Below are 21,594 nucleotides of genomic sequence, written 5' to 3' on the forward strand. Positions count from 1 at the left end.
CCTTTTTTCAGGTTCTTCGCGCGATCTGGGGGAAGTAGTGGTTGACGGTTCTGAGGTTGGTAGATTGGCAGTCGCCAAACAAACCGATCCCCTTCCTCTTCCCCGTCATGCGCGATGCTATGTTGGGCGTGGTCTTCTGGGAAGGCCGCCTCGTCGATTCATGCCAGGAGCGAGCCGACGGTTCGCTCCTTCTCACCCTCGCTGAAGACCCCTCACACCGCCCGCGATGTGGGCGCTGCGGTAGCGACTGTGTTCTGCTCCACGAGCGCCGGCGACGCCGGGTGCGCGATCGAGACTGGTTCGATCGACGCGTCTGGCTGGATGTGCCGATTCGCCGCCTCGACTGTTACCAGTGTGGCGCACGGGCGGCCGAGCGCCTGAGCTGGCTCGACACGGGTGAGCGCATCACACACCGATTACGCGCCTGGATCGAGGCGCTGGTGCAGATCCTGCCGATCGCCCACGTCGCCCAACTCACGGGCTTGCACTGGCACACCATCAAGCGCATCGACCATCGGCGTCTGCAGACCCGGTATGGCACTTTCGATGCGCAGGGCGTGCGTCGGTTGGTGATGGACGAGTTCGCGCTGCACAAGGGGCACCGCTACGCGACGGTGATCATGGATGCTGAACGTATGCGCGTGTTGTGGGTCGGCGAAGGCAACAGCCGCGAGGCGATCCGGCCCTTCTTCGAATTGCTGGGCAAAGAGGGCTGTCAGCACATCGAGGCGGTCGCAATGGACATGAACACCGCCTTCGATCTGGAGGTGCGCGCCCATTGCCCGAACGCCGAAGTCGTCTATGACTTGTTCCATGTCGTCGCCCGCTTTGGTCGGGAGGTCGTCGACCGGGTGCGCGTCGATCAGGCCAATGCCTTGCGCAGTGCGCCCGCACAACGTCAGGTCATCAAGCGCTCGCGCTGGTTGCTGCTGCGCAACCGCGACAACCTGGGCAACGAGCAGGCGGTCAAGCTCGAGGAACTGCTGGCGGCCAACGCACCGCTGGCTACCGTCTATCTGCTGAAGACCGCCATCAAGGAAATCTGGTTTGCGCCATCGATCAGAGACGGCGCCCGAAGATGGAAAGACTGGTACCGCCTGGCGATCGAAAGCGGCATCGCGCCGGCGATCGCCTTTGCAAAGCGACTCCGAAAGTACCTGCGTGGCATCCTCGCCTCAGCCATCTTTCCCTTGAACACCAGCATTCTCGAGGGCGTCAACAACCGCATTAAGGTCATCAAGCGTATGGCCTACGGGTTCCGGGATTCAGCCTATTTCTTCCTGAAGATCAAGGCCGCCTTCCCCGGAAAGGCGCGATGAACCTTTTTTCATGGTCGGCCCGCTGGCGGCATGACGCCAGGCAGCGACAGTTCAAGCGCGCGCGGTCACGGTCTCCAGCAGCCCCTTCACGCCGTCCTCGCACATGTCCAGCACCACATCGAAGCCCCGTGGCCCACCGTAGTAGGGATCGGGCACTTCGTCGTACTCGCTGTTGCGCGCGTACTCCATGAACAGCCCGAGTCGCGGACGATAGACCTCGGGACACAAGCGGCGCATCGTCTCCAGGTGCCCGCGATCCATCGCCAGCAGCAGGTCGAAACGCTGGAAATCGAAGGGATCCAGCTTGCGCGCGCGCAAGGCCGACAGATCGTAGCCACGCAGCTGCGCCGCCTTGCGCGTGCGCGGATCGGGCGCCTCGCCCACGTGGTAACCGTGCGTCCCGGCCGAGTCGACCTCGATCAGCCCGTCCAGCCCGCCCGTGCTGATGAAATGCCGCGCCACCGCCTCCGCCGTCGGCGAGCGGCAGATGTTGCCCGTGCATACGAACAGGATCTTCGTCATTCTTCGTCTCCTCCTCGTCAGACGCTGCCGTGCTGGTCTGCGCCAAATGCGCGCTGGCGGAGCTTGAACAGCTCGTCGCGCGCTGCAGCGGCCTTCTCGAACTCCAGGTTGCGGGCGTGTTCCTGCATCTCTTTTTCCAGGCGCTTGATCGCCCGCGCCAGTGCCTTCTCGTCCATCACCGCATAATCGGCATCCTTCTCGGCCACGCGTGCGGCATCGCGCTTGGCTCCATCCGAATCATAGACCCCGTCGATGATGTCCTTGATGCGTTTCGTCACCGACTTGGGCACGATGCCGTTGGCCTCATTGAAGGCGATCTGCTTCTGCCGGCGGCGCTCGGTCTCGCCGATGGCGGCCTTCATCGAGTCGGTCATGCGGTCGGCGTAGAGGATGGCGGTGCCATGCAGGTGGCGCGCAGCGCGACCGATGGTCTGGATCAGCGAACGCTCGGAGCGCAGGAAGCCCTCCTTGTCCGCATCGAGGATGGTCACCAGCGACACCTCGGGGATGTCCAAGCCCTCGCGCAGCAGGTTGATCCCGACCAGCACGTCGAACTCGCCCAGGCGCAGGTCGCGGATGATCTCGACCCGTTCCACGGTGTCGATGTCGGAGTGCAGGTAGCGCACGCGGATGCCGTTGTCGGCGAGGTAGTCGGTGAGGTCCTCGGCCATGCGCTTGGTCAGCACGGTGACCAGCACGCGCTCGTTCACCTCGAGCCGCTTTTTGATCTCGGAGAGCAGGTCATCCACCTGCGTCATTGCCGGGCGCACCTCGACCACCGGATCAATCAGGCCGGTCGGGCGCACCACCTGCTCCACCACCTGCCCCTGGTGTTCCTCCTCGTACTTCGCCGGCGTCGCCGACACGAAAACGGTCTGCGGCATCAGGCGCTCGAACTCGTCGAACTTCAGCGGCCGGTTGTCCAGCGCGGATGGGAGGCGGAAGCCGTAACCGACGAGGTTCTCCTTGCGCGAGCGGTCGCCCTTGTACATGCCGCCCACCTGGCCGATGGCGACGTGCGACTCGTCGATGAACAGCAGTGCGTCCTGCGGCAGATAGTCGATCAAGGTCGGCGGCGGCTCGCCCGGCCCGCGGCCAGACAGATGACGCGAGTAATTCTCGATGCCCTTGCAGAAACCCATCTCGTTCAACATCTCGAGGTCGAAGCGGGTGCGCTGCTCGATGCGCTGCGCCTCCACCAGCTTGCCCTCGCGCTGGAACAGCGCGATGCGCTCCTTCAGCTCCTCCTTGATCGCCTCGATCGCCTGCAGCACCGTGGCGCGCGGCGTCACGTAGTGGCTGGACGGATACACGGTGAAGCGCGCCAGCTTGTGCTTCAGATGCCCGGTGAGCGGGTCGAACAGGGTCAGGTGTTCGATCTCGTCGTCGAACATCTCGATGCGCACCGCGAGCTCGGCGTTCTCCGCCGGAAAGACGTCGATCACGTCGCCGCGCACGCGGAAAGTGCCGCGGCGAAAGTCGATGTCGGCGCGGGTGTACTGCATCGCCACCAGGCGCTGGATGAGGTCGCGGTGCGCCATGCGCTCGCCTTCGCGCAGGTGCAGGATCATCGCGTGGTAATCGACCGGGTCGCCGATGCCGTAGATGCACGACACCGTGGCCACGATGACCACGTCGCGCCGCTCCATCAGGCTCTTGGTCGCTGACAGCCGCATCTGCTCGATGTGCTCGTTGATCGAAGAGTCCTTCTCGATGAAAAGGTCGCGCGAGGGCACGTAGGCCTCGGGCTGATAGTAGTCGTAGTAGCTGACGAAGTACTCGACCGCGTTCTCGGGCAGGAACTCCTTGAACTCGGCGTACAACTGCGCCGCCAGCGTCTTGTTCGGCGCCAGCACCAGTGCCGGGCGGCCCATCCGGGCGATGACGTTGGCCATGGTGTAGGTCTTGCCCGAGCCGGTCACGCCGAGCAGGGTCTGGTACATCAGGCCATCCTCCACGCCCTCGCACAGCAGGCGGATCGCCTCGGGCTGGTCGCCGGCAGGCGGAAACGGCTGGTGCAGGCGGAAGGGGCTGCCCTCGAAGGTGACCACCTGCCCACCCTGCGCACCTTGCTGCGGCGCATCGTTTCCGGCGCTATTGCCTTGACTCGTCATGCTAAAATTCCCGCTCTATTCCGGTGCATCGCCGCACGGCAGCACCGGACGAAAACGCCGATTATTTCCCAAATCGCGCCGCAAGGCACGGCACATTGCCGATCCTGCCGCACGAGACCATTGCTGCCCCACTGGAACGACTGGAGTCCTCATGTCCGCTTCGATCTTCGCCGCCGTCGAGATGGCGCCCCGTGACCCGATCCTTGGCCTGAACGAGGCCTTCGCCGCCGACACCCGTGCCGAGAAGGTCAACCTCGGCGTCGGCGTCTACTACGACGACAACGGCAAGATCCCGCTGCTGGCTGCCGTGCGTGCCGCCGAAAAGGCCCGCCTCGAAGCCATGCCGCCGCGCGGCTACCAGCCGATCGAAGGCCCTGTCGCCTACAACAGCGCGGTGCAGAACCTGCTGTTCGGCAAGGACTCGGCACTGGCCACCAGCGGCCAGGTCGTCACCGTCGAAGCCCTGGGCGGCACCGGCGCGCTGAAGGTCGGCGCGGATTACCTCAAGCGCCTGCTGCCGAACGCCAGCGTCTACATCTCCGACCCGAGCTGGGAGAACCACCGCGCGCTGTTCGAATCCGCCGGCTTCCCGGTCCAGAACTACGCCTACTACGACGCCGCCACTCGTGGCGTGAACTTCGCCGGCATGAAGGCCAGCCTCGAAGCCGCGCCCGCCGGCTCGATCATCGTGCTGCACGCCTGCTGCCACAACCCGACCGGCGCCGACCTGTCGGACGCCCAGTGGGATGAAGTGGTCGCCGTGTGCCGCAGCCGCGGTCTGGTCCCCTTCCTCGACATGGCCTACCAGGGCTTCGCCGACGGCATCGACGCCGACGCCGTGGCCGTGCGCGCGTTCTCGGCCAGCGGCCTGCAGTTCTTCGTCTCCAGCTCCTTCTCCAAGAGCTTCTCGCTCTACGGCGAACGCGTCGGCGCACTCTCGATCGTCACCGCCAGCAAGGAAGAAGCCGGCCGCGTGCTGTCGCAGGTCAAGCGCGTGATCCGCACCAACTACTCCAACCCGCCGATCCACGGTGGCGCCATCGTCGCCGCAGTGCTGAACTCGCCCGAACTGCGCCAGATGTGGGAAGACGAGCTGGCCGGCATGCGCGACCGCATCCGCAGCATGCGCACCAGCCTCGTCGAGCAGCTCAAGGCCGAAGGCGTGGCGCAGGACTTCTCCTTCGTCATCAAGCAGCGCGGCATGTTCTCCTACACCGGCCTCACCGTCGACCAGGTCGAGAAGCTGAAGTCCGACTTCGGCATCTACGCCGTGTCCACCGGCCGCATCTGCCTGGCCGCGCTGAACTCGAAGAACATCGGCTACGTCGCCAAGGCCATCGCCCAGGTCGTCAAGGGCTGATCTTCGCTTGATCCGGGCGGGGCGAGGACACAAAAAAATCCTCACCCCGCCTTGACGCAAAGGCGCACCCTACCTACAATGCGCGCCTCTGTTCCCCGATAGCTCAGTCGGTAGAGCGCCGGACTGTTAATCCGTAGGTCCCTGGTTCGAGCCCAGGTCGGGGAGCCAAGTTTCAGAACTTGGTGTTTCCCACAGGAACAGCAAGTCGCAGCCCACGCTGCAAAAAGGTAATTCCCCGATAGCTCAGTCGGTAGAGCGCCGGACTGTTAATCCGTAGGTCCCTGGTTCGAGCCCAGGTCGGGGAGCCAGCTTAAAACGAGAATGCCATCCTTCGGGATGGCATTTTTCGTTCACCGGGTATCAGCGCGGACATCTGCGCCGTTTCTTGCGCACTGCGTCCTATGCCCTCCTGATGGTCGGCTGGCCGAACTGGGCCGTTCTGGTGGCGCCTGTGGGCTTCTCACACGCCGAACCCGCCCCTGCAGCCCTTCGACCTTGCCTTGCGCCCAACCGAACTGACGGCAGCCCTACGGCGACCGCAGACGATCAGCCCTCGCTCCTCGGACCATCCAGATCACGCAGAGCACTAGCCAACGACGTCTTCGCGGGCAGTCAGTCCGCGTCCGACTCTTCTTCATCATCACCAACAACAGCATTCACGCCTGCTGCAGCGACGTCGACGGTGGTCTCAACCGCACTTGCGGTGACGCTGACGGCCGTCGCGGTCACGGATACAGCTGCGCCTGCAACGGTGACGACCGCGCATCCGTGAAGCGTCAGCGTGACGAGAAGCGCGAGGATGATTGGGAAAGACTGAAGTACGGGCACATTGACCCATCCGCGTGTTTGTGAGGCCCCGCATGATGGCATGCCCTCCGACGGCGAGGGAACCGCCTGTCTGCCTGAAACACCGGGCCGATCACCTCTGCCCGATCTGCCCTCACCCGCGCTCAAATGGCCGACGCTGCGAGACTGCCCCTCCTCCCGAATTGCACCCATCCGAGGCACAGATCACTACCTGTCGGGATCTGGTCGGCTAACATTCAGCATCTCCAACGTCATATGCAAAGAAGCGGGCGGCGAGTTTCGGATGAGCAAGAAATTCGGGCTGTATTTCCTGTGGCCGGAAGCGCTGAAGGTGTGACTTCGCGGCTCCCATACCCCTCTGCCAGTCGGTTCGCGTCGCCGGCCCGCTCCGGTGGGCTCTCACGCCCGTCCGCCACGCCAACGAGCGCCTACCCTTGATATGGATATCGCTGGAAGCCGACAAACGTCCTGCGCACGGTATCCGGCGCTCCCAGATCGGCACACGCGTCAGCGATGGTGCATCCTCCACCGTCTCGTTGACGATCATCGTGACGCTTGTCTCCAGATCCCGCGTTAGAGCGCTTTAGAATCCCGGGATCGGATCGCGAGGCGCCCTCCTTCGCGCGGCACAAGAAAAACTCTCCCGCCACAATGCAACTGGATCGCCTCTTCCTGCTCGACAGCCAGGTCCTTTACCTGTCCCAGGGCGAATATGAACTCCCGCTCGTGGCAGTGTCCTTGTTTGTCGCCGTCCTCGCGGGCGTCATGGCCATGCAGCTGGCAGGCGCGGCGCGGACAGACGCGCGCGCGCACGGCAGGCAGATCGCCCTGCTCTCCGGCGCCTTCGTGCTTGGCTCGGGCGTCTGGTCGATCCACTTCATCGGCATGCTGGCGTTCAGCATCTGCAGCACGGCCCGCTACGATCCGGTCATCACCCTGTTGTCGATGCTTCCGAGCTTCGCCGCGTCCTGGATCGCGCTGCAACTTCTCGCACGGGACCGCATCACCCGCTGGCAGCTCATTGCGGGCGGGATTTCGGTCGGGGCCGGCATCGGCGTCATGCACTACAGCGGCATGGCCGCCATTCACAACTCGGTCGAGCTGCGCTTCGAACCGTCGATGTTCGGCGTCTCGATCCTGGTCGCGGTCGCGCTTTCCATCCTGGCCCTGTGGTTGCGCTTCGGTCTGACCACGCAACTGCGCCTCGGCGAAAGCCAGATCAACATCCTGAGCGGCTCCGTGCTCGGAATTGCAATCTCCAGCATGCACTACGTGGGCATGAACGCCGCGCGCTTCATCATGCCGGCAGAGCCCGACCCGACCGCCGGTTCGAACGCATACCTCGCGCTGTCGATCGCAGGGATCACCGTCCTTGCCATCCTGGTCACCGGCGGCGTCAACATGCTGCTGCGCTACAGGGCCATGTACCGGCGCATGGTGCAAAACGAAGCGCGGGTGCGCACCATTGTCGATACCGCGGTGGACGGCATCATCACCATCGACAGCCGGGGTATCGTCCGTGCCTTCAACCGCGCTGCCGAAACCATCTTCGGCTGGGCGGCAGACGAGGTCATCGGCCGCAACGTCAAGATGCTGATGCCCGAAGCGGATCGCAGCCAGCACGACACTTACCTGCACAACTACAGGCAGGGGGGCGTGCCGAAGATCATCGGCAAGGGGCGCGAGGTCATTGGCGAACGCAAGGATGGCACGCGCTTCCCGCTGAGACTGGCGATCGGCAAGGCGGTCATCGGAAGCGAAACCCTGTTTGTCGGCTTCGTCACCGACATCAGCGATCGCCACCGGATGGAAGCGGCCCTGCGGCATAGCGAGCAGCAATACCGTTCGCTGATCGGCAACCTGCCGGGCGTTGCCTTCCGCTGCCGCGTGGACGCGGACTGGAGCATGCTGTTCATCAGCGAGGGCGTCGAAACCCTGACGGGCTGGCTCCCTGAAGATTTCACCGCTGGCAGGCAGCATCTTGCCGGGCTGATCCACCCGGACGACCGCGCATGGATCACGGCAACGGTCCACGATGCGATAGGCGCCGAGCGTTCGTACATGATCGAGTACCGCATCATCGACCGCAGCGGCCGGGAGCATTGGGTGTCCGAGAGTGCCTGCGCCGTCCGTGGAGCCGGCGGTCAGGTCGACTGGCTCGATGGCGTGATCATCGACATCACCGACAACAAGCGCCGCGGTGCCGAGTTCGAAGGCGTCGTCGACGCCATCAGCCGCTCGCTCGCCGTCATCGAACTCGATCTCGAGGGCAGGATCCTGCATGCCAATCCGAACTTCCTGGACATGACGGGTTACCGGCTGGACGAGCTGGTCGGACAACAACACGCAATCCTGTGTGCCGCAGACGAACCGGAATCCCCGGCCTACGAGCAGCTCTGGGAGGCACTGCGACGAGGAACCCATGCGTCGGGTGACTTCCACCGCATCGGCAAGGACGGCCGGCACATCTGGATCCACGGCAGCTACAACCCCATCTTCGATCCGGATGGGCGCCCGTACAAGATCATCAAGCTGGCCAGCGACCTCTCCGAGCGCCACGCCATGGAACAGGAACTGCGCGAGGCCAAGGCCAAGGCCGAGCAGGCGGCGGCCGCGAAGAGCACCTTCCTCGCCAACATGAGCCACGAGATCCGTACCCCGATGAACGCCATCATCGGCTTTACCGAGCTGCTCCTGGCCGACCCCGCAAGCGACGCCCAGCGGCGTCACCTCGACACCGTTCGTACCTCGGCCCGCTCCCTGCTGGCACTGCTGAACGACATCCTCGATACCGCCAAGTTCGAGCGCGGCGCCATCGAGCTCGAGATCACGGACTTTTCCCTGCGCGATCTGTGCATGCAGGTGCTCGCGTCGCTACGCATCAATGCGCAAGCCAAGGGCCTGATGCTGGGGCTGGACTATCCCGAGCGCGCGCCGGAGTTCTTCCGCGGCGACACGCTGCGCATCCGGCAGATCCTGACCAATCTGGTCGGCAACGCGATCAAGTTCACCGAAACCGGCCAGGTCGAAGTCAGTGTCAGGCTGGACCGGGACGTGGTCCATCTCACCGTCAGCGATACCGGCATCGGCATTGCCGCCGATCGCATCGACCGGATTTTCGATCCGTTCGCCCAGGCGGACGCATCCATGACCCGCCGCTTCGGCGGAACCGGTCTCGGCACCACCATCGCCCGCCAGCTCATCGAGCTGATGCACGGGCGCATCTGGGTGGAAAGCGAACTCGGCGTCGGCAGCCAGTTCCACGTCGAGCTGCCCTTGCCCATCGGCGACACCGTTGCGGTGGCCGAGGAACAGACCCCGATCGACCTGCCTCCGCTGAAGCTGCTGGTGGCCGACGACGTCCCGCAGAACCTGGAACTCATGCAACTCACGCTGAGCCGCCTCGGCCATGCCGTGAGCACCGTCAACAATGGGGAAGAGGCCGTTTCCGCGTTCGTCAGCGGACAGTTCGATCTCATCCTCATGGACGTGCAGATGCCTGTCCTCAACGGTCTCGATGCCAGCCGCCGGATCCGGCGCATCGAGCACGAGACCGGGCGCTCGCCAACCCCCATCGTCGCCCTGACCGCCAGCGTCCTCGAAGAGGACACGCGCGCGGCCCGCGCGTCCGGCATGGACGGCTTCGCGAGCAAGCCGGTCGAGTTGCACCTTCTGACCCGCGAAATCGCCCGCGTTCTTGGCCTGCCCGTCGGGCAGTCCGTCCCGACGCAGCCCGTCCTCGCGCTCAACGTCCGCGGCTCGGTCATCGACTGGGAGAAAGGGCGCCAGCTGTGGGGCAGCGAACAGCGTCACGCTGCGGCCATCCGCCAGTTCCTCGAAGACTTCGGCGACATCGTCCATCGCATGCGGGCGGCGCTGGAGAAACCCGTCGAACTCGCCGCCCATGCCCACCGGGTCAAGGGGGCGGCAGCCAACCTGGCGCTGTCCCGCGTCGCCGGCATCAGCGATGCGATCGAGCGGACACAGCCGCCCGAGGACACGTCGGCGATTCCGTCCATGCTCAATCGCCTCGCGGACGAGCTGATCAACGTCGGCGAAACGCTCGGCCACGTCGATGGCGCAAGGGAAATCGCGCCATCGCCCCCCTTTGCCGACGCCGACAGGCCAGCCGCGCTCATCGCCTTGCAGAAGCTGGACGTGGCGCTCGCCCATGGCGAACTCGCCGAGGCATCATTGGCCGCGCTTGCAGAAACGCTCCCGGCTGCCGACCTCACCCCCTTGAACCGAGCCATCGACGCGTTCGATTTCGATGCAGCACGGCATGCCATCACAGCCCTGCAGATGCGCTACACCACCGAAGGAAGCACCTGATGACGACGCTGGACGAACGACCCAAGATCCTTGTCGTCGACGACGAACCGATCAACCTGCAAGTCCTGCGACAGATCCTGCAGGGCGACTACCGCCTGCTGTTCGCCCGCGACGGCGAGAAGGCCCTGCAGCTCGCCGCCGACGAGCGCCCGCACCTGATCCTGCTCGACGTCATGATGCCCGGGCTCAACGGCCTCGAAACCTGCCTTCGGCTCAAGTCCGGTACGACGACGCGGGCCATTCCCGTGATCTTCGTGACCGCCCTCAGCGAGGCCAGCGACGAATCCGCCGGATTCGATGCCGGCGCCGTCGATTACATCACCAAGCCGGTCAGCCCGGCTGTGGTCCGCGCCCGCGTCAGGACGCATCTGTCGCTGGTGCGGGTGGACGAACTGCAGCAGACCCGCCTGCAGATCATCCAGTGCCTGGGGCGCGCCGCCGAATATCGCGACAACGAAACCGGCCTGCATGTGGTTCGCATGAGCCACTACTCGCGCATCCTCGCGCTCGCTGCCGGCCTTGGCGAAGCGCGCGCAGAAGAGATCATGAATGCGGCCCCGATGCACGACATCGGCAAGATCGGAATTCCCGATGCCGTGCTTCTCAAGGCGGGGCCGCTGGACGAGACCGAGCGCAGCATCATGCAGGAGCATGTGCGCATGGGCGCCGAAATCCTCGGCGAACACGACTCGCCCTTGTTGCGCATGGCCCGCAGCATCGCCCTCGCCCACCATGAGAAATACGATGGCAGCGGCTACCCGGCCGGGCTGGCCGGCGAGGCGATTCCCATCGAAGCCCGCATCGTGGCCATCGCCGATGTCTTCGATGCCCTGACGTCGGTACGCCCCTACAAGAAGGCCTGGACGGTAGACGACGCGATCGCCCTCCTGCAAAGGGAGAAGGGCAGGCACTTCGACCCGGTGCTGGTCGATCTCTTCATCGACCGGCTCGCCGCAATCCTGGAGATCAGGGAGCGCTACGCCGAGGAGGCCGCCGACGTGCAATTCCGCCCTGCACTGGCAGAATCCGGCGCCTGCTGACCGAGGTGAACGCCGCGCCGGCCTCCCACCGGCGCCCGACACGATCATCCCTTCCCCGCCCAGATACACGCTGCAGACTCATGGACGCCATTCACGCCGTACCGCCGCACGCCGGCACCACGCTGCGCAACGTCCGCCGCGATTTTCCCGAATGGCATCTCGGCCGCCCCCACTACGTGCTGTGGGCGCTCGACGTGGATGTCGAGTCGGTTCGCGAGCGCGTCACCCAGGCGCAACACCACCTGTCGGGCCTGCTGCTCGATGATTATGTGCGCCAGCCCCACATCACGCTGAGCCTGTGCGGCTTCCCGAGCGCAGCTCCGCGCCACGACGACGACTTCGGCCTCACACTGCTGCAGGGACAGATCGACGCGCTTCGCCGCCTCGCGCCCAAGCCCTTCGTGATCGGGATCGGCGCACTGGACGGCTTCACCTCGGCGCCCTACCTGACGGTGCATGACCCCGGCGCGCGCATCGCCGCGCTGCGCCACTGCCTGCAGCCCGGCACCCACCCGCTGGCGCGCGACGACTACACGCCCCACGTCACGACCGGCCTGTATGGCGGTACCTGGCCGCTGGACGCAGTGCGTGCGCGGCTGGCCGATTTCCGCCCCGGCGCCCCGCTGCGCCTGCACATCGCCCGCCTCAGCCTGCTCGGCTACGCGGCCCCCGTGATCGGCGGGCGGCTGAGCCGCATCGCCGACTACGACTTCGCCACCCAGACACTGAACGGGCACGAGACAGGCATACTGCCCTTCCCATTGCCCTGATCCAGATCGTCCGATGAGCCTGCGCGTCGCCCTGCTGGTCCTCGTCCTCGTCGCCCTCGCACTGTCCGGCATCGCCCCGCACGACCGCAGCGTGTGGTGGGCCGAAGTCATGCCGGTGCTCATCGCCCTGCCCATCCTGGTCGCCACCGCACGCCGGTTTCCGCTCACACCGCTGACCTACGGCCTGATCGCCTTGTTCTCGCTGATCCTGATCATGGGCGGGGCCTACACCTATTCGCGGGTGCCGCTCGGCAACGTCGTGCAGGAGATGTTCGATCTCGCGCGCAACCCCTACGACCGCTTCGGCCACTTCTTCCAGGGTGTCACGCCGGCCATCCTCGGGCGCGAACTGCTGCTGCGCACCTCGCCGCTGCGCCCCGGAAAATGGCTGTCCTTCCTCGTCGTCGCGAGCTGCCTCGGCATCAGCGCCACCTACGAGCTGGTGGAATGGGCTGCGGCGGTCTTCTGGGGCGGCGGTTCGGTGGAGTTCATCGGCATGCAGGGCGACCCCTGGGACGCCCAGGCCGACATGCTGATGGCGCTGCTCGGCGCGATGACGGCCCTGGCGCTGCTCGGGCGCTGGCAGGATGGCCAGCTTCGGCGTCTGAGTCTGAACCACCACAACCTCTCCAGCGAGCTATGATGCTGGCTTGAGAACGAAGCGCATCATGACGGCGGACACTGACCCCAATATCCTGATCTACCAAGCCGAAGACGGCACCGCAGTGACCGAGGTACGACTGTCAGGTGAAAGCGTCTGGCTGCGTCAGGAGCAGATGGCGAAGCTTTTCGGGCGAGAGCGCTCCGTCGTGAGCAAGCACCTGCGCAACGTCTTCGCCGAGGGTGAGCTACAGGAAGAAGGCAATGTGCAAAATTTGCACATTGCCGGGTCAGACAAACCGGTGAAGTTCTACAACCTCGATGTAATCATCTCCGTTGGCTACCGGGTGAAATCGAGACAAGGCACTCGCTTCCGCCAATGGGCTACCCATACCCTGCGCGAGCACCTGACCCAGGGCTACACGCTCAACCGCCTGCGGTTCGAAGCAAACGCGCGCGAACTAGAGGCCGCCCTGCAGTTGGTGAAGAAGGCTGCGCAGAGCCCGGCACTGCTGGCCGATACCGGGCGCGGGTTGGTGGACATCGTTACCCGTTATGCACAAACCTTCCTCCTTCTGCAACGCTACGACGAAGGACTGCTGGCCGAACCGCGCGAGCAGCGCGGCGGTGTGCTGCCGACGCTCGACGAAGCACGCACCGCGCTCACAAGGCTCAAGGCCGAACTGATGGCTCGCGGAGAGGCCTCCGACCTCTTCGCGCTCGAGCGCGAGGAGGCGTTCGTCGCACTGCTCGGCAATCTGGACCAGACGGTGTTCGGCGAACCCGCCTACCCCAGCGTCGAAACCAAGGCAGCACACCTACTCTACTTCGTCATCAAGAACCACCCATTCTCCGATGGCAACAAACGCAGCGGCGCCTTCCTGTTCGTGGATTTTCTCAACCGCAATGGCCGCCTGCTGGATGCTGCCGGCCAGCCGGTAATCAACGACATCGGCCTCGCCGCGCTCGCCCTGTTAGTGGCCGAATCCGCACCCTCCAACAAGGACACCATGGTCCGCCTGATCATGAACATGCTCGCGCCTGATAGCTGACTCAGACCCCGTGCCGGCGGCGGTGCTGGCGCGAGCCGGCCGAGCCCTCGGCGTCGGAATGCGCGTGGCGCGCCGCCGTCATCTCGGCCAGCACGGTGGCGACCTTGTGGTTCAGCGTGCCTTTCGGGATCACGCCCTTCGAATCGGGCTCGCCCGCGGCCACGCCGGTCAGCACGCTCATCGCCTCATCGACCGTCTTCACCGCGTAGATGTGGAACCGGCCCTCGGCCGCCGCCTGCACCACGTCCTCGCGCAACATCAGGTGGCGCACGCTCGCGGCCGGGATGACGACGCCGTGGCCGCCATCCAGCCCGCGCGCCTTGCACAGGTCGTAGAAGCCTTCGATCTTCTCGTTGACGCCACCGATCACCTGTACCTCGCCGAACTGGTTCACCGAGCCGGTGATGGCGAAGCGCTGCTGGATGGGAATCTGCGTCAGCGCCGACAGCAGCGCGCACAGCTCGGCCAGCGAGGCCGAGTCGCCCTCGACCGGCGCGTAGGACTGCTCGAAGACCAGACTGGCCGACAGCGACATCGGCTGGTGGCGGGCATAGCGCGCCGCCAGGAAGGCCGACAGGATCAGCACGCCCTTGGAGTGGATGGCACCGCCCAGCTCGGTTTCGCGCTCGATATCGACGACGTCGCCCTCGCCCATGCGCACCGTGGCGGTGATGCGCACCGGATGGCCGAAGCGCTCGCCGGCCAGTTCGACCACCACCAGACCGTTGATCTGCCCGGCGCGCTCGCCGTCGGTGGAGATCAGCGTGGTGCCGTCGAGGATGGACTCGCGCACCCGCGTCGGATAGCGGTTGCAGCGCCGCGCCCGCGCGGCCAGTGCCGCCTCCACCTCGGTCCGACCGGTGGCGGCGAGACCTTTCAGGCGGGCCTGGTGATCGGCCTCGCGCATCAGGTCCGAAAGCGCCCGCGTGTTGAGCGACAGGCGACCGGCATCCTCGGCCAGGCGCGCGCCCTCCTCCACCAGCCGTGCCACCCCGCTGCGGTCGATCGGCAGCAGCTTCGCGCCACGGACCAGCAGCGCCATCAGGCGCGCGTATTCGCATTCGTTCTCGGGCGTGCGCGGCAGGTCGTCGTCGAAGTCGGCCGCCACCTTGAACAGGTCGGCGAACTCCGGGTCGTTATCCATCAGCAGGTAGTAGATGTCGCGGTCGCCGATCAGCACCACCTTCAGCGCGCTCGGCACGGCCTCGGGCTCCAGCGTCAGCGCGCCGCTCCAGCCCTGGGCCTCGGCCGGCGGCTCGATGCGGATCTCGCCCGCGCGCAGGCAGCGCTTCAGTCCCTCCCAGGCGTAGGGCTGGGTCAGCAGGCGCTCGGCATCGACCACGAGGTAGCCGCCGTTGGCCCGGTGCAGCGCGCCGGCGCGGATCAGGTTGAAGTGGGTGACCTGGTTGCCCTGCTGCACCACGTGCTCGATGCGGCCGATCAGGTTGCCGTAACCGGGGTTGTTCTCGAACACCACCGGCGCTCCCTGCGAGGCCGAGTGATCCACCAGCAGCTTCACCTGATAGCGCTGGTAGCGGTTCGCCTCCTCGGGCTCGGCGATGTCCTCGTCTTCCTCCTCGAGCATCGTGCCCTTGATCGCGCTGTCGAGCACGTTCTTGTGCACGGCGTCGAGGAAGGCGAGCACCTCGGGCAGGTCGGCATGGGCCTCGCGCACCTCGCGCAGCAGGTGCGACACCGCGGGGCCGAGCACTTCGGTCTCTGCGCGTTCGATCGACTCGCGCACCGCCTTGCGCCAGCCGGGGAAATCGTTGAGCAGGTCCTCGAGCCTCTCGCTCCAGGCGGTGACGCGGGCTTCGATGGCGTTGCGCTCGTCCTCGGGCAGCGCATCGAACGCTTCGGGCGACATCACCTCGCCATCGCGCGTGGGCGCGAAGACGAAGCCTTCGGGTGTCTGCAGCAGCGAGATCGATTCGGCCGCGCAGCCCTCGCTCAGCTCCTTCAACGCGCCTTCCTCGCGCGCCTTGTGCGCGGTCTGCAAGGCCTCGACACGCTCGGTATGCGCATCACTGTCCAGGGCGGCGCCCAGCGCAGGCCCCAGTTCGCGGATGAAGGTCTGCATGTGGGCGCGCAGCGCGGCACCGCGGCCCGCCGGCAAAGTGAGCAGGCGCGGCTTGAGCGCCTCGTCGAAGTTGTGCAGGTAGCACAGGTCCGGCGGGACCGGCTCGCTCGCCGCGCGCTCGCGCAGCAGGCGGAAGGTGGTGGCATGCTTGCCGCTGCCCGGCTCGCCCAGCACGAACACGTGGTAGCCGCTGTGGCCCATGGCCAGCCCGAACTGGATGGCCTCGACGGCGCGGGCCTGGCCCAGGTCGCCAGCGTGGCTGGTCAGGGCGTCGGTCGTATCGAAAGTGAAACAGGCGGGGTCGCAGTAGGTGCGCAGTGCCGATGCCGGCAGGGCCTTGGGTTCGGCCATCGTCGTTGTTCTCCAGAAGCCGGATTCGATCAGGAGGCGAATGATACACCGCCGCTCCTGCGGCCCCGGGCACCTCGGCCCGCCGTCACAGTCGAAGATTGACCGGCATCATTGCACCGCGCCGCGCCGCTATCCATAATCCGAACACCCCAGCAGCCACAAGAACATGAAAGTCATCCCCATCCACGACGCCCCAGTCGCGATTCCGACCGACGCAAGGGCGAACGTGCCCGCAGCGGGCGAGGCCTTGTTCGACCGCCGCGGGCGCAGCGTGCGCGACCTGCGCATCTCGGTCACCGACCGCTGCAACTTCCGCTGCATCTACTGCATGCCGCGCGAGGTGTTCGACGACAACTACGCCTTCCTGCCGCGGCGCGAGTTGCTGAGCTTCGAGGAGATCCTGCGGGTGGCGAAGCTATTCGTCGCCCGGGGCGTGAAGAAGATCCGCATCACCGGCGGCGAACCGCTGCTGCGCAAGAACGTGGAACGGCTGATCGAGATGCTGGCCCGGCTCGACGGCGTGGAGGTGACGCTGACCACCAACGGCGTGCTGCTGCCCAAGCTGGCGCGCTCGCTCAAGGACGCCGGCCTGCATCGCGTCACCGTCAGCCTGGATGCACTGGACGACGCCCTGTTCCGCCGCATGAACGACGCCGACTATCCGGTGGGGAAAGTGCTGGAAGGCATCGCCGCCGCGCAGGCCGTAGGCCTCGGGCCGATCAAGGTCAACATGGTGGTCAAGCGCGGCACCAACGACGGCGACATCGAGCCGATGGCCGCGCATTTCCGTCACAGTGGCCACATCCTGCGCTTCATCGAGTTCATGGACGTGGGCGCCTCGAACGGCTGGAAGATGGACGAGGTGCTGCCCTCGCAGGACGTCATCGCCCGTATCGATCGCCTGTCTCCGCTGGAGCCGGTCGACCCGAACTACACCGGCGAGGTCGCCGAGCGCTGGCGCTACAAGGACGGCGCAGGCGAGATCGGCGTGATCTCCTCCGTCACGCAGGCCTTCTGTTCCACCTGTACCCGCATCCGCCTGTCGACCGAGGGCAAGCTCTACACCTGCCTGTTCGCGCAGACCGGCCATGACCTGCGCAGCCTGCTGCGCGCCGGGGCCGACGATACGGCGCTGGACGCGGCGATCGCCCATGTATGGCAGGGTCGCGAGGATCGCTACTCCGAGATCCGCACCGCCGAGACCGCCGCGCTGCGCAAGATCGAGATGTCCTACATCGGCGGCTGAGGCTGCGGCGCGGGCTCAGTCGCGCAGCGCCTCGATCTCGAAGTTGAGCTTCACCTCGTCGCCCACCATGCCGCGGTCGACGCCGTAGTCCATGCCCCACTGGCTGCGCTTGATCGTCGTGCTGGCCGAGATGCCCAGCGTGTGCTTGCGATGGCCGAAGGGGTAGTCGCCCGCCTTGTTCAGGCGCACGTCCAGCGTCACCGGGTGCGTCTGCCCGAGCAGGGTCAGCCTGCCCGACAGCGTGCCGCTGCCGTCGGCGCCCGGCTCGAAGCCGGTGGCCTCGAAAACGATCTCCGGATGCGCCTTCGCGTCGAGGAAGTCGCTGTCACGCACGTGCTTGTCGCGCGCGCCATGGTTGGTGAATACGCTGTCGGCCTTCACCACCACGCGGCCCGAACTCAGCGCGCGCGTCTGTTCGTCATAGACGAAGCTGCCGCTGCCTTTCAGGAACAGGCCGATGGTGTCGGCAAAGCCGAGGTGGCGGACGCTGAAGGCGATCGAGAAATGATCGGGGTCGATCTGGTAGGTGCGCGGCTCGGCGCGGGCCGGACCGGCCATCGCCGCCGCAAGCAGAAGGCCGGCCAGCAGGCCGACCAGCGTCGCTCGGGCACCGTGGACTGGACGTGAAGTCTTCATCGCGATTCCTCCTCCGAAAGATTCATCAAGACCGCAGCCGATGGCGATACAGCCAGCGCACATCGACCGCAAACGACCACCCCAGCAGCACCAGCGCAAGGCCCAGCAGGCCGCCGGCCAGAGCGGACCCGACCTGCGGCAGCAGGCACAACAGCAGGCTCACCACCTGCCACACGCACACTGCCTTGCGCCGCCAGCGCTCCGGCAAGGGCGCCTCCAGCCAGGGCCAGGCCGCCATCGCGACGACGAACACGTAGCGCATCGCCCCGATCGCCAGCACCCACGCGCCCGCCTTGCCCAGCGCCAGCAGCAGGCCGCACAGCACCAGGATCAGGAAGGCGTCCAGCTCCATGTCGAAGCGCGCCCCGAAGTCGCTGGCGCAGCGCCAGCGCCGCGCCGCCCAGCCATCCACGCCGTCCAGCGCCAGCGCCGCCAGCGCCAGTGCGGCCAACCATCCCGCGTGTCCGACCAAGGCCGGAAAGCCCGCAAGCGCCCCCGCCAGCACCGCCACCAAACTGCCGCGCAACAAGGTCACGTGGTTCGCCGGCCCCAATCCGCGGGTTGCATCCGGCCAGTAGCGCCAGACCAGCCCCGCCATTGCAGCATAGACGGCAAGCGCCAGTCCTGCGGCGGCGAGCGGCCACGCCAGCGCACCATGCAAGGCCGCAAACACGAACACCAGCACGACGGCGCCGGCCGCGAGTTCCAGCCACGCGGGCGGCACGCCCACAGCGCGCGCCGCTGCGCCGGCATCAGGAGTCGGGCTATGCTTGTTCATGCGCGTTCAGACCTGCCGCCCGCCGCGGTGGTTCGCCGCGACCCGACATGCGCCGATCACACGACTGCCATCGAGATCGGCATGCCCGCATTTTCCCCTGCTGATCCGGACCGACTGCATGCGTTCCCACCCCTCCGCTGACCATCCGCTCGCATTCTGGACCTTGCCCCCAGGCGATGGCGAACTGCGCCCGGTGGCACTGCCGCCGCTTTCACCCGGCGCGGTGCGCGTGCGCAGCCTGTTCGGCGCGATCAGCCGCGGCACCGAGGGCCTGGTGTACCGCGGCGAGGTGCCGCCGAGCGAACACCAGCGCATGCGCGCGCCCTTCCAGGAAGGCGAATTCAACGGTCCGCTGAAGTACGGCTACATCAACGTCGGCGTGGTCGAGGCCGGCTGCGGCGCCGAGGCCGAAGCGCTGGTCGGTCGCCGCGTGTTCTGCCTCCATCCGCACCAGCAGGCCTACGTCGTGCCCGCGAGCGCGGTGGTGGCGCTACCCGAGGCCGTGCCGAGCGAACGCGCCGTGCTGGCAGCCAACCTGGAGACCGCGGTCAACGCCGTGTGGGACGGCGCGCCCTCGGTCGGCGACCGCATCGCGGTGGTCGGCGCCGGCGTGGTCGGAGCACTCGTGGCCTGGCTGTGCGCGCGCATTCCCGGTACCGAAGTACAGTTGATCGACGTCGATCCGGGGCGCGCCACGCTGGCGATGGCCCTGGGCGCCCGTTTCGCGGCACCCGGCGCGGCCGCGGCCGCGGGCGACTGCGACCTCGTCTTTCATGCCAGCGGCGCGCCGGCAGGCCTGTCGACCGCACTCGGCCTCGCCGGCCAGGAAGCCAGCGTGATCGAGCTGAGCTGGTACGGCCAACGCGCCGTGCCGCTTGCGCTGGGCGAGGCTTTCCACGCCCGCCGCCTCAGCCTGCGCTCGAGCCAGGTCGGCCACCTGCCGCCGCAACGCCTGCCGCGCTGGGACTATCGCCGGCGGATGGAACTCGCGCTGGCGCTGCTCGTCGATAGCCTGCCGGACGTGCTGATCAGCGGCGAGAGCGACTTCGCTGACCTGCCCGCCACGATGCACCGGCTGGCGTACTCGCCCGCCGGCGCCCTGTGCCACCGCATCCGCTATCCGCAGCCCTGATCCCCTTCACTTTCACGAGACGCGCCCATGTATTCCCTGACCGTTCGCGATCACATCATGATTGCCCACAGCTTCCGCGGCGAGATCTTCGGCCCCGCACAACGCGTCCACGGTGCCACCTACCTGATCGACGCCACCTTCCAGCGCACCGAACTGGACGCGGACGGACTGGTGGTCGACATCGGCCTCGCGAGCGACACGCTGCGCGCCGTGCTGGCCGAGTTCAACTTCCGCAACCTCGACGACGAGCCGGCCTTTGCCGGCAGGAACACCACCACCGAGTTCATGGCGCGCGTGGTCTTCGACCGGCTTGCGGCCGCAATCCGGGACGGCCGTCTGGGCGAAGGCGGCCGCGGCCTGGAACGGCTGAAGGTGACGTTGCACGAATCGCACATCGCCTGGGCGAGCTACGAAGGCGCGCTGTGAGGCTGCGCGAATGCCGGCATCGGAACGCTCGATGAGCGCAGGGCGCATGCAGCGGCTCACCTTCATCGTCGCCGGCGACCCCGCGCAACGCACCGGCGGCTACCTGTACGACGCGCACATCGTCGCGCAACTGCGGCACGGCGGCTGGCAGGTCGAGGTGATCGGGCTCGCGGGCCGTTTCCCCGAAGCGGACGAGATCGCACGCGACGCCCTGCGCGCCACGCTGTCCTCGCTCGCGGACGACAGCCTCGTCGTCATCGACGGCCTGGCGCTCGGCGGCATGCCCGAGACGGTCGCCCCCCACGCGCAGCGGCTGCGCCTGATCGCGCTGGTGCATCACCCGCTGGCGGACGAATGCGGACTGGAGACGGACCGGGTCAAGCGCTTCGAACGCCAGGAAACCGCAGCCCTGCAATCCATGCGCGGGGTGATCACCACCAGCCGCTTCACCGCGCGACGGGTGGCCGGCATGGGCATCGACACGGCCCGCATTGCGGCCGTAGAACCGGGCGTCGCCCCGCAGCCGCTCGCCGCAGCCGATCACACCCCGCCACGCCTGCTGTGCGTCGCCACGCTGACCCCGCGCAAGGGGCACAACCTGCTGGTCGAGGCCCTGGCCTGCGTCGCGGATCTCGACTGGCAGTGCGATTTCGTCGGCAACGCGAGCCGTGACCCCGACCACGCCGCTCGCGTCAGCGCACTCATCCGCACCCACGGCCTCGGCAAACGCATCCATGTGCACGGCGAATGTTCCGAAGCCGGGCTGCACGCCGCCTATGCAGCCGCGGACCTGTTCGTGCTGCCCTCGTACTACGAAGGCTACGGCATGGTGATCAGCGAGGCGCTCGCCGCCGGCCTGCCGGTGCTGACCACGACGGGCGGCGCGCTCGCCGAGACCCTGCCGCCCGGCACCGGTCTCGCCGTGCCGCCGGGCGACGTCGAGGCGCTGGCGCAGGCGCTGCGCCGGCTGCTGGCGAACCCCGCCGAACGCCTCGCGCTACGCGATGGCGAGTGCCGCTGCCAGATTGT

Annotated in this window: 17 protein-coding genes and 2 tRNA genes; 13 read left to right on the top strand and 6 right to left on the bottom strand. The window is 66.7% G+C overall.

Annotation, left to right across the window (positions count from 1 at the left end):
* The first annotated feature begins 107 nt into the window (after positions 1 to 107).
* A complete protein-coding gene (locus C664_RS07065; RefSeq protein ID WP_443080555.1) occupies positions 108 to 1,319 on the top strand; it encodes an ISL3 family transposase in 1,212 nt (403 codons plus the stop codon).
* Between the two features lie 51 nt (positions 1,320 to 1,370).
* On the opposite strand, the gene C664_RS07070 is transcribed toward C664_RS07065, so the two are convergent.
* Both C664_RS07070 and uvrB read right to left on the bottom strand, forming a co-directional pair.
* Positions 1,371 to 1,841, bottom strand: a complete 471-nt coding sequence (locus tag C664_RS07070; RefSeq protein ID WP_004255971.1) for a low molecular weight protein-tyrosine-phosphatase — start codon at positions 1,839 to 1,841, stop codon at positions 1,371 to 1,373.
* Between the two features lie 17 nt (positions 1,842 to 1,858).
* Positions 1,859 to 3,955 carry an excinuclease ABC subunit UvrB gene (gene uvrB / locus C664_RS07075; RefSeq protein ID WP_004255973.1) on the bottom strand — a complete coding sequence of 699 codons (2,097 nt, stop codon included), beginning with the start codon at positions 3,953 to 3,955 and terminating at the stop codon, positions 1,859 to 1,861.
* A gap of 151 nt (positions 3,956 to 4,106) precedes the next feature.
* On the opposite strand from uvrB, the gene C664_RS07080 reads away from it, so the two are divergent.
* The 3 genes from C664_RS07080 (at position 4,107) to C664_RS07090 (ending at position 5,623) form a co-directional block, all read left to right on the top strand.
* The gene (locus C664_RS07080; RefSeq protein WP_004255975.1) at positions 4,107 to 5,315 is read left to right on the top strand and encodes an amino acid aminotransferase; all 1,209 of its coding nucleotides are present in this window, start codon (positions 4,107 to 4,109) and stop codon (positions 5,313 to 5,315) included.
* 92 nt (positions 5,316 to 5,407) lie between these two features.
* Positions 5,408 to 5,483 (top strand) — tRNA-Asn (locus C664_RS07085).
* 64 nt (positions 5,484 to 5,547) lie between these two features.
* Positions 5,548 to 5,623 (top strand) — tRNA-Asn (locus C664_RS07090).
* 304 nt (positions 5,624 to 5,927) lie between these two features.
* On the opposite strand, the gene C664_RS07095 is transcribed toward C664_RS07090, so the two are convergent.
* Positions 5,928 to 6,143, bottom strand: coding sequence for a hypothetical protein (locus C664_RS07095; protein ID WP_004255977.1), 216 nt, complete (start codon positions 6,141 to 6,143; stop codon positions 5,928 to 5,930).
* Positions 6,144 to 6,773: 630 nt separating this feature from the next.
* On the opposite strand from C664_RS07095, the gene C664_RS07100 reads away from it, so the two are divergent.
* The 5 genes from C664_RS07100 to rhuM all read left to right on the top strand — a co-directional run bounded on the left by C664_RS07100 (position 6,774) and on the right by rhuM (position 13,916).
* A complete protein-coding gene (locus C664_RS07100; protein WP_004255979.1) occupies positions 6,774 to 10,454 on the top strand; it encodes a PAS domain S-box protein in 3,681 nt (1,226 codons plus the stop codon).
* Positions 10,454 to 11,494 carry a response regulator gene (locus C664_RS07105; RefSeq protein WP_004255981.1) on the top strand — a complete coding sequence of 347 codons (1,041 nt, stop codon included), beginning with the start codon at positions 10,454 to 10,456 and terminating at the stop codon, positions 11,492 to 11,494. The genes C664_RS07100 and C664_RS07105 overlap by 1 nt, the downstream gene beginning before the upstream one ends.
* A gap of 80 nt (positions 11,495 to 11,574) precedes the next feature.
* A complete protein-coding gene (locus C664_RS07110; protein WP_004255983.1) occupies positions 11,575 to 12,264 on the top strand; it encodes a 2'-5' RNA ligase family protein in 690 nt (229 codons plus the stop codon).
* Positions 12,265 to 12,277: 13 nt separating this feature from the next.
* Positions 12,278 to 12,907 (top strand): DUF2238 domain-containing protein, encoded by a 630-nt coding sequence (locus C664_RS07115; protein ID WP_004255986.1) that lies wholly within the window; start codon positions 12,278 to 12,280, stop codon positions 12,905 to 12,907.
* A 25-nt stretch (positions 12,908 to 12,932) separates the two neighbouring features.
* On the top strand, positions 12,933 to 13,916 hold the full coding sequence (gene rhuM, locus C664_RS07120) for a virulence protein RhuM/Fic/DOC family protein (protein WP_004255988.1): 984 nt from the start codon (positions 12,933 to 12,935) through the stop codon (positions 13,914 to 13,916).
* 1 nt (position 13,917) lies between these two features.
* Here the strand turns inward: rhuM and C664_RS07125 are convergent, their stop codons facing one another.
* Positions 13,918 to 16,347: a Lon protease family protein gene (locus C664_RS07125; protein WP_004255991.1), complete on the bottom strand. Its 2,430-nt coding sequence runs from the start codon at positions 16,345 to 16,347 to the stop codon at positions 13,918 to 13,920.
* A 166-nt stretch (positions 16,348 to 16,513) separates the two neighbouring features.
* On the opposite strand from C664_RS07125, the gene moaA reads away from it, so the two are divergent.
* Positions 16,514 to 17,593, top strand: coding sequence for a GTP 3',8-cyclase MoaA (gene moaA, locus C664_RS07130; protein WP_004255993.1), 1,080 nt, complete (start codon positions 16,514 to 16,516; stop codon positions 17,591 to 17,593).
* 15 nt (positions 17,594 to 17,608) lie between these two features.
* Here the strand turns inward: moaA and C664_RS07135 are convergent, their stop codons facing one another.
* Both C664_RS07135 and C664_RS07140 read right to left on the bottom strand, forming a co-directional pair.
* The gene (locus tag C664_RS07135; protein WP_004255995.1) at positions 17,609 to 18,229 is read right to left on the bottom strand and encodes a YceI family protein; all 621 of its coding nucleotides are present in this window, start codon (positions 18,227 to 18,229) and stop codon (positions 17,609 to 17,611) included.
* 25 nt (positions 18,230 to 18,254) lie between these two features.
* On the bottom strand, positions 18,255 to 19,007 hold the full coding sequence (locus C664_RS07140; RefSeq protein ID WP_038011147.1) for a CDP-alcohol phosphatidyltransferase family protein: 753 nt from the start codon (positions 19,005 to 19,007) through the stop codon (positions 18,255 to 18,257).
* A gap of 118 nt (positions 19,008 to 19,125) precedes the next feature.
* Here C664_RS07140 and C664_RS07145 point away from each other — a divergent pair, with 118 nt between their 5' ends.
* The 3 genes from C664_RS07145 to C664_RS07155 form a co-directional block, all read left to right on the top strand.
* Positions 19,126 to 20,139 (top strand): zinc-dependent alcohol dehydrogenase, encoded by a 1,014-nt coding sequence (locus tag C664_RS07145; protein ID WP_004255998.1) that lies wholly within the window; start codon positions 19,126 to 19,128, stop codon positions 20,137 to 20,139.
* A gap of 27 nt (positions 20,140 to 20,166) precedes the next feature.
* Positions 20,167 to 20,565 (top strand): 6-pyruvoyl trahydropterin synthase family protein, encoded by a 399-nt coding sequence (locus C664_RS07150; protein WP_004256000.1) that lies wholly within the window; start codon positions 20,167 to 20,169, stop codon positions 20,563 to 20,565.
* Between the two features lie 31 nt (positions 20,566 to 20,596).
* Positions 20,597 to 21,594 (top strand): glycosyltransferase family 4 protein (locus C664_RS07155; RefSeq protein WP_083483062.1); only part of this gene is annotated, 998 nt, incomplete at its 3' end.

It is taken from the genome of Thauera sp. 63 (assembly GCF_000310165.2).
Lineage (GTDB): Bacteria > Pseudomonadota > Gammaproteobacteria > Burkholderiales > Rhodocyclaceae > Thauera > Thauera humireducens.